Raw genomic sequence first — 12,180 nt, 5'->3', positions numbered from 1 at the left:
CCGGGCACGGACCGCGCCCGGACGGAGAGCGGGACTGTGAGCGGGAGCGGCGGCGAGAGCGAGCGCTGGAAGGAGCGCGGCGTGGCCCTGCGCGTCTTCGTCTACGTATTCGCCACGCATCTCTTCGCGGGCTTCATCTGGATCCTGTTCTACGTCGGCGAGCACGCGAAGAAGTAGTGAAGTGAGCGGGGCAGGGGTGGGGACGGGGAACATGGGCGGTACGGGCGGCACGGCACCGGCGCGCCTGGAGGCGGTGCTCGCGGCGGACGACATCTGGAGCGCGCTGTTCGCACTGGCCGAGGACGCCCCGGCGGGCCTGCCCGACGCGATCGGGGCCCGCTACGGCCGGGCGGCGCAGGCCGAGCGGCGCCACCTCACCTGGTTGCTGGGGGCCCTCGGCGAACCGGCCGTCCCGGTGTTCCTGCGCCTGCTGGCCGAGAGCGGCGGCGACGGCGACAGCGCGAAGGAGCTGCTGGGCACGGCGGTGCAGCGCAGGCTGCGCATTCCGGCGGCCGAGCTGCACCGGCTCGCCGAGGAGCTCGGCGCGGTGGAACCGCTGGTGGACGCGATGGGGCTGTCCAAGGACACGGGTTTCGCACCGTTCCTCGGCGGGCTGCTGGACCACGAGCGTCTGAGCGGGCGCGCGGCCATGGCGCTGGGGCGGCTCGGCGCCCGGGAGTGGACGGTGCCGGTCGCCGAACGCCTCCCCGGCCTGACCGGACTGCAGCACGGCGCCTTCGTCGTGGCCCTGGAACTGCTGGACGACCCGGCCGCGATATGCCACCTCCTGCGGGAGCTGGAGACGAACCGGGTGCCCGCAGGGGACGTGCACCACGCCCTGGTCGCCCTGACCGGGCGGCACCCGCTGCTCCCCCTGGATCCTCCTGACGGCGACCACGGCAGGCTGTTGCACGGCATCTGGTCCGAGCGCCGGCTGGACAGCCCGGTCCCGCCGTCGGTCGGCCAGTTCACACTCGACTCCCCGCGCCACGCGCGCTTCACCGTCGAGGACGGCCGGGGCAGGATCCGTATCGACTACGACCCGCCCGCGCCCGGCACGTCCTGGCCCCGCTGGGACAAGTCCCTCCGGATCGACGGCGAGCGTGTCTATCACGTCGGCTCGGGCTGCGGTACGTGCGAGACGACGATGACCCTCCTCGGCTGGCCGCCCCGGGCGGCCCGGGAGGGCGCGGACCGCCTGCGCACCGCACTCGCCGACGTGGACGGCCTGGGCTCCGGCGTGCTCGACGCGGCCGCTCCCCTCATCGCGGAGCTCCCGACCGGCCACTACCGCGCCCACCTGGCCGACCTCGCCCTGGAGCGGGTGACCGACCCGGCGGCGTCGTGGTGGTTCCGGCGCCGCGCGCTGCGCGAGGACGCCGAGCCGTACGTCACGGACGACCCCCTAGCCGACTGGCCGGGCACCGCCCACTTCCAGCTGCGCGACCGCATCCCCGGCGAGACCCCGACGTACGGCGTACTGCTTCCGTCCCAGCCGCTGGACGCACTCGACGCGGACACGGTGACCCGGTACGCCTCGGCCATCGCGGCAGGCCACCGCCCCGCCGCCCTGGCCCTCGCCTGGGTCGAGGACATCTACGTGGAGGCCGAGTACCCCGAACGCTTCCTGGCGGCCGCCGTCCTGGACGGCCACCACAAGCTCGCCGCCTACGCGGCGGCCGGCGTGCCTGCCAGGGTCCTGCTCCTGTCGAGGGCGGAGGACAACTGGGGCCCGGAGGACGGCTGGAGCGTGGCGTTCGGCGAGGTAATGGGGCGGCTGTAGGAGCGGCGGCCCATCCTGAGCAGTACGAGGGGGTCTTCGTCCCACGTGACACTCAGCGCGCCGGCGGCGCGCAGCCGTTCCAAGGCCCTGTTGGTCCAGCTCTTGACCGTCCCGGGCGAACAGCCGAGCGGTCTGCGCGAACAGTTGCGGCACGCGGTGCAGCAGGCTCCGATGAAGTGGACCCTTGATCTGCGTAAGGCCCTGACGGCCAGTGCCATCGCGGCGTCGAACACGATCGAGGGTTACAGGGTCGATGCCGTGGACGTCGCCGACCTGATGGATGGCGAGCGCGAGGTCGAGGCCAGTGACGAGAACAAGGCGGAGACGCTGGCCTGCCAACAGGCCATGACGTACATCCAGTCACTGCATGATGTGACCGATTTCCGCTACAGCAAGGAACTCCTCAACAGTCTGCACTGGATGCTCCAGGGGCATCACCACCCCCGCAAGCTCGCCGGGCAGTGGCGCAGGACCTCGATCCGTATCACCGCACCGGGCGACGAGCTCGCCACCGATTACGAAGGCCCTGATCAGGAGCGGGTTCCCGGGCTCATGAGCGAGCTCGTGGAGTGGCTCAACGAAGGCGACCCGGACAGTCATTTCCTGCTCCGCGCAGCCATGGCCCACCTGAACCTGGTGAAGATCCACCCGTGGTCCGACGGCAACGGCCGTATGTCCCGCTCGCTGCAGACTCTTCTCATCGCGCGCGGCGGTGTTCTCGCCCCCGAGTTCTCCTCGATCGAGGAGTGGCTCGGCATGCCGGGCAACACCTGGGAGTACTACAAGGTGCTGCGAGAGGTCGGAGGGCCGGTCTGGTCGCCGGAGCGCGGCACCTCGCCCTGGATCAAATTCAACCTGCTCGCCTACCACCAGCAGACTCAGCGGGTGCAACGCGGTGTCGACCGTTCCAACGACTGCTGGATGCAACTGATGGAGGAGACAGGTACGCACGGAGTCACGGAGCGGCAGGTCACCGCGCTGCACGAGGTGGCCATGGTCGGCCGGGTGCGGCGCAGCCGGTACGAGAAGGCCGAAGCGATCAACACGCAGCAGGCCACGCGGGATCTGCAGGCACTCACCAAGGCGCAGTTGCTGACGGCCGTGGGCCGGACGAAAGGCCGTCACTACGTCGCAGGCCCATGGTTCCCGGAGCGGGTGCTGGCCACCGCGCGTCGGCATCACACCATCAGCAACCCGTACGCCACATGATCTCGTGGCGCCGCATGGCTCCTAGTCCCAGGGCTCGCCCGTGGACGGGTTCAGACCGGCGCCCCAACGCCGTTTCCCTTCACGCCAGTTGATGAAGGAAGGCTCTTCCGGGAGGGTGACGCTGATCGTCTCCTCCTGGAACTCTTCGTCGGTGAGCAGTCTGCGGAGGAATTCCGCCATCCCGAAGGAGTGGACCTGGAAGGCGGGGCTGGTGTGCCGGCCGCACACCAGCACAGGCCAGCGGTCGGGGTCGTCGCCCGTGGTCAGCCAGCAGTAGATGTCCGCACCGGTGGTGACGCCCCAGGCCAGGATGGAGCCGGGGTCCACGTCCAGGGCGGCTCTGCCGCCGAGCATCTCCCAGGTGCCGCGGGCGTTCTCGGTCTCGTCGCGCAGTCCGTTCCAGTCCGAGTAGACATCGGGCCGCGGCACCGGCAGCAGAATTCCGACTTCCCTGCTGACCTGCCCAGCCCCGTACACCTCCATGAAGGCGACGTAGTCGGCCGGGAACCGGGTCCCCCAGATCTCCTCGACCGCGCTCCAGTCGATCTGCTCGTCCACGCCGTGCCGCGTCGGCACGATCTGTGCGAGCGCCGCTATATGGGGGTTCTTGCCCACTGTCATTCTTCCGCCTCGGTGTATCGGACCGCTGATTGCCGTGGTTCATCGCCCACTGCAGGCGGTTCGGGGCGTCCTTCATCCGGGATTCAGCCTACGACGGCCGATCGGCCCGTCGCCGTTGATCAAGAAAAACGCTGTCCGGTTGCCGGGCACGGTGATAAACAGTCGGCGTGGCAAAGACTTTGGAGTTCCCTGTTCTGCTGCGGCTGATCGACGAACGGTCGGCCGCGTTCCGGGCCGCGGTCGCCTCCGCGCCCGGTCTCGACGCGCAGGTGCCGTCCTGCCCCGATTGGACCCTGCTGGATCTGGTGCGGCACCTGGGCGGGGTGCACCGCTTCTGGGCCACCGTTGTCGCCGCGGGGCCCGCCGACGCTCCCCCGGCCGAGCGGTCCGCGCAGCTCTCCTCGACTGCGCCCCAGGAGCGCGAGGCCCTGCTGGCCTGGGCGGCCGAGTCCACGGAGCTGCTGCTGGGCGCGCTGCGCGAGGCGGGCCCGGACCGCGGCTGCTGGACGTGGTGGGCCGGGTCGCAGTCGCCGCAGACCAGCGGTGCCGTCGCCCGGCACCAGGCCCAGGAGGCCATGGTGCACACCTACGACGCCCAGATCACCGCGGACGCCCCGCAACCGCTGCCGGCCGAGGCGGCACTCGACGGCGTCGACGAGTTCCTGTCCACCTGCTGCGCGGGGCCGTACACCTGGCCGTACGAGCCCGCTGTCGTCGACTACCACGCCACCGAGGGCCGGTCCTGGCGCCTCTCGCTCTCCGCCGACGGCGTACAGGCCACCCACTTCCCCGAGTCCGGCACGGAGCCCGCCACGGCTGCCGCCGCCTCCGCCCGGGGCACGGCCGGTGAGCTGGTCCTGGCCCTGTACAGCCGGATTCCGGTGGACTCCCTGAAAGTCGACGGCGACGCACGCATCTTCGACCAGCTCCTGGCCTGGGACCCGGACGACGCGTAACCGTTGCACGCCCGGTCGGTCGGAGCAGGCCAAGTGCCTTGACCTCACGTGCGCTTGAGGCGGGAGCCTTCTGCCATCGACACCATGGAGATGCAGCGACAGGTGCGGGCCCTGACCGACCGGGCCGAGATCACCGACCTGATGGACCGCTATCTGCGTTCCCTGGACGACGGCGCTTTCGACGAGGAGTGGGCGCGTCTGCCGGACGAATTGGCGCCGGCCTCCGCCGCCCAGTGCTGTGACCGGGAAGGTTCGCCGGTTTCTGTTGACGCGAAGTGCTCGATGAAGTGATGTGCCGGTATGCCTCAGCGATAGTCGGCCAGACCGTCCGCCAGTTCTCCTTCATCGCCGTCATGGATGGCGTAGAGGGCTTGCTGCAGGGCGAATGTGCTGCGAATCGTGGCAATGCGGGCGGTGAGTCCGTTGTTTGACCAGCTGCCCAGGGCGAGCACCCGTTCCAACAGGCCGTGGCCGTAACTGGCGTCGATGGCTGCGAGGTCCTCGGCCGGGTCGCTGAGTGTGACGTCGTCCCAGTCGAGTACTCCTGCGAGGTGGGGCAGGCCGTGCTTCCACTCCCAGAGCACGTTTTCGGCGCCGAGGTCACCGTGCACCACTGCTCGGGTGAGGTGGGGAAGGCTGCCGAGTGCTGCGAGTTCCCGCTCGGCCCGAAGACGACCGCTGTGGCACATGAGCGGGAACAACTCGGCGCGCACGCTGTCCGCGAACCGCCGCCACTGATCTTGTGGTGCCTGAGGCAGAACCGCTCGTACTGTCTCATCGGTGCCGACGCGGGCCAGACCGGCCAGCAGCGTGGCGTACTGCGTCGCCACGGTGCCGAACACCTGGGCATCGTTGAGTGCGTCGGCCGCCAACGGTTCTCCGGGAATGCGGCTCAGTACCAGAAATGGCACGTCGGTGCCGTGGCAACCGCCTTGGAGCAGCGGCTCAGGTGTGCGGAAGCCAAGGTCGAGCCCGGCAAGCGCACGCAATGCGACTGCCCGTTGAGGCAGGCGGGCGGCCGCTGCCTGGGTGCGGGGCAGACACACGACGCGGTCCGAGCCGATGACCACGTTGTGGAATTGCCCCTGACGTACGGCAAGGTCGTCCGGTTTGCTGTCAGGCAGCAGGCGGCTCAGCAGAGCGCGATGTGTTTCTTGGATGTTCACGAAGGCGACCTCTGGGTCCTTCCGTGGCGCGGCGGCTATGTACGTGACGGAGCCGTCAGGCCGCGTCGGCGAGCGGGCGTCCGCCCCAGCGCAGGCAGGCGTAGGGCCCGGGTCTGTGCGGGGTGGGTTCGCGCCCCGGGAAGAGGGCGAGGGCCTCAGTTGGCGTCGGGCGCTACGCGTCGACGGAGAAGGCGCCCGAGTTCACCGCGGTCACGAACGTGGACCAACTGTCTGTGCGGAAAGAGAGCAGGGGGCCTTGAGCGTTCTTGCTGTCCCGTACTGGGGCGACACCCTGGACGCCGTCGCCAATCTCCAGGCACTGTCCGTTGCCGCTGCTGTAGCTGCTCTTGTGCCAGGTGAGCTGCGTGGGGTCGTACTGCACTGTCAACACCTGCTCTCAGTCTCTCGCTTCTGCCACTCTAGCCAGTAGATCAGCACTGTCGTTCGGCCCGAGGGCTACTGCTTGAAGGTGCTCGAACATCGACTTGTAGCGTCGCATTTCCGCCTCGGACTCCAGGAAGAGATCGCCCGCGGGTGTATCCACGTAGACCAGTTCCGGGTCTGCGGGATCCGGGAAATCCATGTGGACGAAGTTGCCCGTCATGCCGGCGTGAGCGCCCTTCTCGAACGGGATCACCTGGATCGTGACGTTGGGTTCTTCCGTCAGCCGGAGCAGGTGCCTGGCCTGTGTTCGCATCACTTCGCGTCCGCCCACGAGGCGTCGCACCGCGGCTTCGTCCACGATGGCCCAGAGCTGAAGCGGGTCCTTCTTGGTGAGCAACGACTGTCGCTCCACGCGAGCCCGGACGCGTTGTTCCACTTCCTTTTTGCTGGCGGTCGGCAATACGCCTCTGACCACCGCACGGGCGTAGGACTCCGTCTGGGCAAGTCCTGGGACGAAGAGGGACTCGTAGTTGCGGACGGTGTGAGCTTCGCTCTCGAAGCCGATGTAGGCGGTGTACTCCTCGGGCAGCTCGGAGTGGTACGGACGCAGCCAGCCCTGGTCGTTGGAACCGTTCTGGACTGCCAGGAGATCGGCACGCTGCGCTTCGTTCGCCGCATAGAGATCCAGAAGAGCGTTCAGGGTTCGCTTCTGCGGCCGGGCGCGCGCCTTCTCGATGCGATAGAGGGTCGCCTCGTTGATGCCCGTCGCCTTGGTCACGTCTTCGCGTGTCAGGTCTGCTGCGGCTCGAAGCCGACGTAGTTCGGCGGCCAGACGGCGGAGCCTCACGGTGGGCGGTCGTTGTCGCTTCTCCGGCACGCTGCGTCCCTTCGCTGCCTGGGTGGTACCCGCGAGTGTGGATGGTCACTGCGTGACGCCTCAAATCACTTCGAACGCATGGCAGTAGTACGCAATCCTTGCATTCTTTGTGTGAGTCGGAGCATGCTGAGTGCGCAGTCACCCTCTGTGGATGTTTGATCACGGCGGGGTGCTTGTGGCGGCTTGTGCTGTCTCAGCAAGGACCCCCGCGACCGTGGCACCGGTCCGGGGGCATGGCCAACGCGCACCAAGGAGCGTCAACGTGTTGAACCTTATCGGTCGATTGCTCGCACCACTCCGGTGTCTCTTAACCCGACTCCCAGGCAGGGAGCGGTGGGGCGGCAAACTCGTACGCCCATGCTTCCCCGTCCACTCGCGGCGTCAACTCGGTGCCCAGAGAGCCGAGTTCGCCCGCTGGGAGCGTGCCGAGAATCGGTTCCGGCGGGAGTGGCGGCGGGTGTGGTGGCTGGATCGGTACGGCATCGGGGCAGGACCCAGCCCGGTTCTCGGTGCGGTGGTGCGCTGATGGGGGAGGCGGCGGACCGTACTGTCGTTCTGCGTTGGAGCCGACATCCGCGTTGCGTATCGCTGGCGCGGGCGGAACTGCGTACCGTGCTCGCGGGGTGGGGGTTCTCGGAGTGGGAGGAGTCCGCGGTGCTCGTGCTGTCCGAGCTGCTGACGAACGCCGGGCAGCACGCCCGGGTCTCGCCGGGGCGGGAGATCGAGACCCGGTTCCGGCCGCTGGACGACGGGGTGCGCATCGAGGTGCACGATGTCTCGGACGTGGTGCCGCAGGTGCGCGATCCGGAGCCCGGCGCGTGCGGCGGGCGGGGGTTGCTGCTGGTCGCCGCGCTGGCGGATCGGTGGGGGTACGGGGCGCGGCACGGGCCCGGAAAGGTCGTGTGGGCGGAGTTCGGGTCCGTTACGCTCGGGTCATGACCTCCGTACCGTGCCGAAACTGGTGGCGCTCCTTCTAGGAGCGGCCGCCTTCCCTCTGCACGGAATCAGGGCCGTTCGATATGGACGGCCCTTTTCTCTGCCCTCGTACGGGTACGGATGCCGGTGACCACGGCGGGCCGTCCTCCACGCAACCAGCACTCGCGAGGAGAGAAGACCGATGAGCACAGCCACAGCCACAGTCGCCGCAAGCACTGCCGACCTGGAGGCGCGGATCCGGCAGGCCCCGCAGAAGTTCCGGGTGATGACCGGGGACCGGCCCACCGGGCCCCTGCACCTCGGGCACTACTTCGGCACCCTCCACAACCGTGTCCGGCTCCAGGAGCTGGGGGTGGACGTGTTCGTGATCATCGCCGACTACCAGGTGCTCACCGACCGGGACGTCGCCGACCGGCTCGGCGAGCACATGGAGGGGATGCTGCTGGACTACCTGGCCGTCGGGATCGACCCGGCACGTTCGACGGTCTTCAACCACAGCGCCGTGCCCGCGCTCAATCAGCTGATGCTGCCGTTCCTGAGCCTGGTCTCCGTCGCCGAGCTGAACCGCAATCCGACAGTGAAGGACGAGATCGCGCACTCCCGGCAGTCGGCCGTCAGCGGGCTGATGTTCACGTACCCCGTGCACCAGGCCGCCGACATCCTGTTCTGCAAGGGGAACCTGGTGCCGGTCGGGCAGGACCAGCTGCCGCACCTCGAAGTCACCCGCACCGTCGCCCGGCGCTTCAACGAGCGGTACGAGGCGGTCTTCCCGGAACCGGAAGCGCTGCTCTCCGACGCGCCGCTCCTTCTCGGCACCGACGGCACCAAGATGAGCAAGAGCCGGGGGAACTCCATCGCGCTGGGCGCCGACGCGGACGAGACCGCCCGGCTGATCAAGGGTGCGAAGACGGATGCCGAGCTGCACATCACGTACGACCCCGAGAGCCGGCCCGGGGTGTCCTCGCTGGTGCTGCTGGCGGCGCTCTGCCTGGGACGGGACCCGCACGCCGTGGCGGAGGAGATCGGTGGGGGCGGTGCCGCCGCGCTCAAGCGGACCGTGACCGAGGCCGTCAACAGCCGGATGGCGCCGATCCGGGCCCGGCGGGCGGAGTACGCGCGGGACATGGGGTACGTACGGTCGGTGCTCCGCGCCGGGAACGAGCGCGCCAACGAGATCGCGGCGGCGACGCTGGAGGAGGTGCGGAGTGTGATGGGCGGCGCGCTTCAGTAGTGCGTCCGCCCGTCGGCGGTGGCCTCCGGCCAGGCGCCGCGGGCCGCCACGTCCAGGATCAGCGCCGCGATGTTCCAGGCGTCGTCCGCGCCGCTGTGGTGGCGGCCCTCCAGGGGGAGGCCCGCCACCTCCAGGGCCTGGGCCATTCCGGGGCGTTTGCGCAGGCCGTGCGCGGCGGTGAAGGGGAGCTTGGCGTTGGTGTGGCGGTGGCCGAAGGGGTACCGGGTGCCGGTCGCGCGGCACTGGCGGGTGAACTGGTTGCGGTCGTAGTCGCCCCAGCTGGCCCAGGGCCGGGTGCCCGACCGGTGCTCGGAAGCCAGCAGGCGGCAGGCCTCGGCGAAGGGCACTCCCGTGTTCACCTCGGCCTGGGTGAGGCCGGTCAGCTCGGTGCAGAAGGCGCTGACCGTGGACCGGGTGGGCCGGACCAGGATCCGGTGGCGGGCGAGTCTCTCGGCGGCGCGCAGGTCGACGACCGTCAGGCCGATCTCGATGATCTCGCTCACCGCCCCCGGGGGCGGTTGCCCGTCCCAGCAGGTCGCCTCGATGTCGATCACGTTGAGGAGGTCGGGGGCGTCGGTGTCCATGGCGGCAGGGTAGGGGCGGAGGGGAGTGCCAGGCATGTGGATTTCGTTCGGCCGGAGCTGTGCCGCACGGTCGGGTGAAGGGCGGGCGGGCCGTGGTGTGCCGCAGCGACGGGAGCGGGGCGACGGCATAACGTGCCTGGCTCCGAAGAGACTTGGAGATCCCCATGCGTCACGTCCTTCTTGCCGGTGCCTGCCTCGCGGTCGGCGGCGTTCTGGGCCTTGCCCCCTCCGCGCAGGGGGTGGGCAACGACACCGGAGGAGAGCCGCAGGATCACACCGTCATCATGTCGAACGAGGAGTTCGAGCAGCTCTACGGCCATGAGGCGTCGCAGGCGCCGGAACTCGTGGGAGGGGTCGGCGTTGTCCTGCCCGCACGTGGCTGGAGTGCCGTCGCCTATCGGTGAGCCCGTGCGTGGGCCTCACGTCCCCGGGGCCACCCGGCGCCGCCCCTGCAGCAGTTCGGCCAGGCCCCGGCGGGTCGCGGCGATGACCACGCGGTCCTCGGGGCGCAGCACGTACCCGGGGTGCAGGTCCCAGACCAGGCCGGACGGGTTGTCCGGGGAGAGCGGGGCCAGGTCGGGGCGGCGGTCGCCGGGTGGGGCGGCGTCCAGGGCGAGGACCCGCCAGGCGCCTGCCCGGAACGCCTGCTCCACCGTGCGGCCCTCCAGCTGCCGGTGGCCCGCCACCTCGACCGCCGCGAAGAGCATCACCTTGCGCTCGACCGGGATCGCGCCCAGGATCTGGCGGCCCATCATGGCGACCGCGAAGGCGGGCGCGGCCAGATGGGAGACGGAGCGGGAACGGGTCACGGCCTGGGGGTGGGCGGTGCGCAGGGTGCGGTAGACGGCGGTGGCGAACTCGTCGTCGTACAGCCGCAGCGCCACCCGCAGGTCCGGCTTGACCGACCGGGCGTAGAGGGCCGCCTCCAGGTTGGTGGTGTCGACGCTGGTCAGGGCGAGGAGAGCGCGGGAGCGCTGGATCTTCGCCGCTTCCAGGACGCCTTCCTGGGTGACATCGCCGAGGACCACCGGTACGTGCAGCCGGCGGGCGACCGGGATGCCGCGCGCGTCCGGGTCGTCCTCCACGCACACCACCGGGATGCCTAGTTCACGCAGCCGGACGAGGACCCGGGTGCCGATCTTGCCGAGGCCGAGCAGCACCACGTGGCCGGACAGGCCGCGTGGTGGGCGGCGCAGCGAGGAGGCCGTGCGGAGCGAGCCGAAGGCCTCCAGGACACCTGCGACGAGGAGCGGCAGCAGCATCAACCCGGCGATACCGGAGAGGAGTTGGATGATCTGGCGGGCCAGCGGGTCCCCGGTCGCCGGGTCGCCCATTGCGAAGAGGTCGAGCAGGGTGAGGTAGGTGGCGTGCAGGGGGTCGTCGCCGGTGGTGAGCGTGGAGGCGACGGCGAGGCCCAGCACGGCCAGGCCGACGCCCAGCGCCGACCAGCGCAGCCGCCGCGAGAAGACCCGGCCGAGCGGTGCGCCACGGCCGCCCATCCGGGGCGGCGGTCCGGGCGGGCCGGCCTGGCTGACCGCCTCCAGGACCACCGTGCCCCGGCCCGTCGCGGCGGCCACCTGCCGTTCGTCGGGCAGCAGCCGGGGGCCCTCGTCGCCGCTGCTGTCGGAGCCCTCGGTGCCCGCCGGGTCATGGGTGGTGGAGGAGAGCAGCGCGAGGGTGCACAGGCCGGGGTCGGCGATCTGGCCGCCCCCGGGCGGGGTGCGTTCGGCGGCGCGCAGCAGCAGGCCCTCCGCCTGGATGACCTTGCTGGAGCCGGTGAGGACGGTGGCCGCGAGGGCGGGGGCCGCGGTGTCGGCGTCGGAGAGGACGGTGGTGGAGGCGTCCAGGGCCGCCCGGTCCAGGCCGGGGGTGGCCAGGGCGGCGGCCTGGTCGAGCAGAGTCTCCAGGTGCTGGCCCAGCTTGCGGTTGTAGAGCCGGATGACCAGCCGGAGGCGGGGGTTGAGGCGGCGGGCGGTCAGCGCGGCGCGGATGTTGCGCTCGTCGTCGTCGTACACCAGGGCCAGGGCGGCGGCCGAGGCGACGCCCGCCTCGTCGAACGCCTCGTCGGAGGGCTCCGCCGCCTCCAGGATGCGGACCGGGTCGACCCCGGCGTTGGTGTCGTCCCCGAGCGCGTCGGCCCCGCCGCCTCCGCCGTTGCCGCCGTTGCGGTTCATCGCCGAGGACATGCGGCCGAACAGTGCCGACGCCAACCCGCGCCCGGTGAGGGGAAGTTCGGGGCGGCGGGCGTCACGGCCGGGCGGCAGCAGCAGGGTTACCCGCTCCCCGTACACGTAGCGCAGTTCGACGGCGAGGCGCCGGGCCAGTGTGTCGTCGCCGCATACGACCATGTGTCCGCTGAACGGGGAACGTTGGGGCTGCTGGGGAAGTGGGGGCACGTGACCCAGCATGCCTTGTTCCTCTCCTCCGGGAGCG

General features: G+C 70.3%; 14 protein-coding genes. 8 read left to right on the top strand and 6 right to left on the bottom strand.

Features of this window, described 5'->3' with window-relative positions; genetic code table 11:
* The first annotated feature begins 36 nt into the window (after nucleotides 1-36).
* The 3 genes from ACIRJP_RS08770 to ACIRJP_RS08760 all read left to right on the top strand — a co-directional run bounded on the left by ACIRJP_RS08770 (nucleotide 37) and on the right by ACIRJP_RS08760 (nucleotide 2,992).
* Nucleotides 37-177: a DUF6126 family protein gene (locus ACIRJP_RS08770; RefSeq protein WP_256260242.1), complete on the top strand. Its 141-nt coding sequence runs from the start codon at nucleotides 37-39 to the stop codon at nucleotides 175-177.
* 4 nt (nucleotides 178-181) lie between these two features.
* Nucleotides 182-1,783: a hypothetical protein gene (locus ACIRJP_RS08765; RefSeq protein WP_404170029.1), complete on the top strand. Its 1,602-nt coding sequence runs from the start codon at nucleotides 182-184 to the stop codon at nucleotides 1,781-1,783.
* Between the two features lie 87 nt (nucleotides 1,784-1,870).
* Complete coding sequence (locus tag ACIRJP_RS08760; protein ID WP_404170447.1) at nucleotides 1,871-2,992, top strand: Fic family protein; 1,122 nt, start codon at nucleotides 1,871-1,873, stop codon at nucleotides 2,990-2,992.
* A 21-nt stretch (nucleotides 2,993-3,013) separates the two neighbouring features.
* On the opposite strand, the gene ACIRJP_RS08755 is transcribed toward ACIRJP_RS08760, so the two are convergent.
* Nucleotides 3,014-3,613 (bottom strand): SMI1/KNR4 family protein, encoded by a 600-nt coding sequence (locus ACIRJP_RS08755; protein ID WP_404170026.1) that lies wholly within the window; start codon nucleotides 3,611-3,613, stop codon nucleotides 3,014-3,016.
* A 167-nt stretch (nucleotides 3,614-3,780) separates the two neighbouring features.
* On the opposite strand from ACIRJP_RS08755, the gene ACIRJP_RS08750 reads away from it, so the two are divergent.
* Nucleotides 3,781-4,569 carry a maleylpyruvate isomerase N-terminal domain-containing protein gene (locus tag ACIRJP_RS08750; RefSeq protein WP_404170023.1) on the top strand — a complete coding sequence of 263 codons (789 nt, stop codon included), beginning with the start codon at nucleotides 3,781-3,783 and terminating at the stop codon, nucleotides 4,567-4,569.
* 84 nt (nucleotides 4,570-4,653) lie between these two features.
* Nucleotides 4,654-4,860 carry a hypothetical protein gene (locus ACIRJP_RS08745; RefSeq protein ID WP_404170020.1) on the top strand — a complete coding sequence of 69 codons (207 nt, stop codon included), beginning with the start codon at nucleotides 4,654-4,656 and terminating at the stop codon, nucleotides 4,858-4,860.
* A gap of 14 nt (nucleotides 4,861-4,874) precedes the next feature.
* On the opposite strand, the gene vph is transcribed toward ACIRJP_RS08745, so the two are convergent.
* The 3 genes from vph to ACIRJP_RS08730 all read right to left on the bottom strand — a co-directional run bounded on the left by vph (nucleotide 4,875) and on the right by ACIRJP_RS08730 (nucleotide 6,966).
* Nucleotides 4,875-5,735 (bottom strand): viomycin phosphotransferase, encoded by an 861-nt coding sequence (gene vph, locus ACIRJP_RS08740; RefSeq protein WP_404170017.1) that lies wholly within the window; start codon nucleotides 5,733-5,735, stop codon nucleotides 4,875-4,877.
* A 172-nt stretch (nucleotides 5,736-5,907) separates the two neighbouring features.
* Nucleotides 5,908-6,126 carry a DUF397 domain-containing protein gene (locus ACIRJP_RS08735; protein WP_404170014.1) on the bottom strand — a complete coding sequence of 73 codons (219 nt, stop codon included), beginning with the start codon at nucleotides 6,124-6,126 and terminating at the stop codon, nucleotides 5,908-5,910.
* Between the two features lie 6 nt (nucleotides 6,127-6,132).
* Nucleotides 6,133-6,966, bottom strand: a complete 834-nt coding sequence (locus tag ACIRJP_RS08730) for a helix-turn-helix domain-containing protein (RefSeq protein ID WP_404170444.1) — start codon at nucleotides 6,964-6,966, stop codon at nucleotides 6,133-6,135.
* A gap of 387 nt (nucleotides 6,967-7,353) precedes the next feature.
* Between ACIRJP_RS08730 and ACIRJP_RS08725 the strand changes: the two genes are divergently transcribed.
* Both ACIRJP_RS08725 and trpS read left to right on the top strand, forming a co-directional pair.
* Complete coding sequence (locus ACIRJP_RS08725; RefSeq protein WP_404170011.1) at nucleotides 7,354-7,935, top strand: ATP-binding protein; 582 nt, start codon at nucleotides 7,354-7,356, stop codon at nucleotides 7,933-7,935.
* Between the two features lie 178 nt (nucleotides 7,936-8,113).
* Nucleotides 8,114-9,163, top strand: a complete 1,050-nt coding sequence (trpS, locus tag ACIRJP_RS08720; protein ID WP_404170008.1) for a tryptophan--tRNA ligase — start codon at nucleotides 8,114-8,116, stop codon at nucleotides 9,161-9,163.
* Here the strand turns inward: trpS and ACIRJP_RS08715 are convergent.
* Nucleotides 9,157-9,747: an exonuclease domain-containing protein gene (locus ACIRJP_RS08715; protein WP_404170005.1), complete on the bottom strand. Its 591-nt coding sequence runs from the start codon at nucleotides 9,745-9,747 to the stop codon at nucleotides 9,157-9,159. The two genes, trpS and ACIRJP_RS08715, sit on opposite strands and share 7 nt — an antisense overlap.
* Before the next feature lie 164 nt (nucleotides 9,748-9,911).
* Between ACIRJP_RS08715 and ACIRJP_RS08710 the strand changes: the two genes are divergently transcribed.
* Nucleotides 9,912-10,151, top strand: coding sequence for a hypothetical protein (locus tag ACIRJP_RS08710; protein ID WP_404170002.1), 240 nt, complete (start codon nucleotides 9,912-9,914; stop codon nucleotides 10,149-10,151).
* Between the two features lie 15 nt (nucleotides 10,152-10,166).
* Here the strand turns inward: ACIRJP_RS08710 and ACIRJP_RS08705 are convergent, their stop codons facing one another.
* Complete coding sequence (locus ACIRJP_RS08705; protein WP_404169999.1) at nucleotides 10,167-12,155, bottom strand: potassium channel family protein; 1,989 nt, start codon at nucleotides 12,153-12,155, stop codon at nucleotides 10,167-10,169.
* Between the last annotated feature and the right edge of the window lie 25 nt (nucleotides 12,156-12,180).

Origin of the sequence: Streptomyces sp. NPDC102437 (genome assembly GCF_044765565.1) — a bacterium.
Taxonomy (GTDB): domain Bacteria; phylum Actinomycetota; class Actinomycetes; order Streptomycetales; family Streptomycetaceae; genus Streptomyces.
Note: the sequence above shows the minus strand (reverse complement) of the source record. Positions and strands in the feature narration are given on the sequence as shown.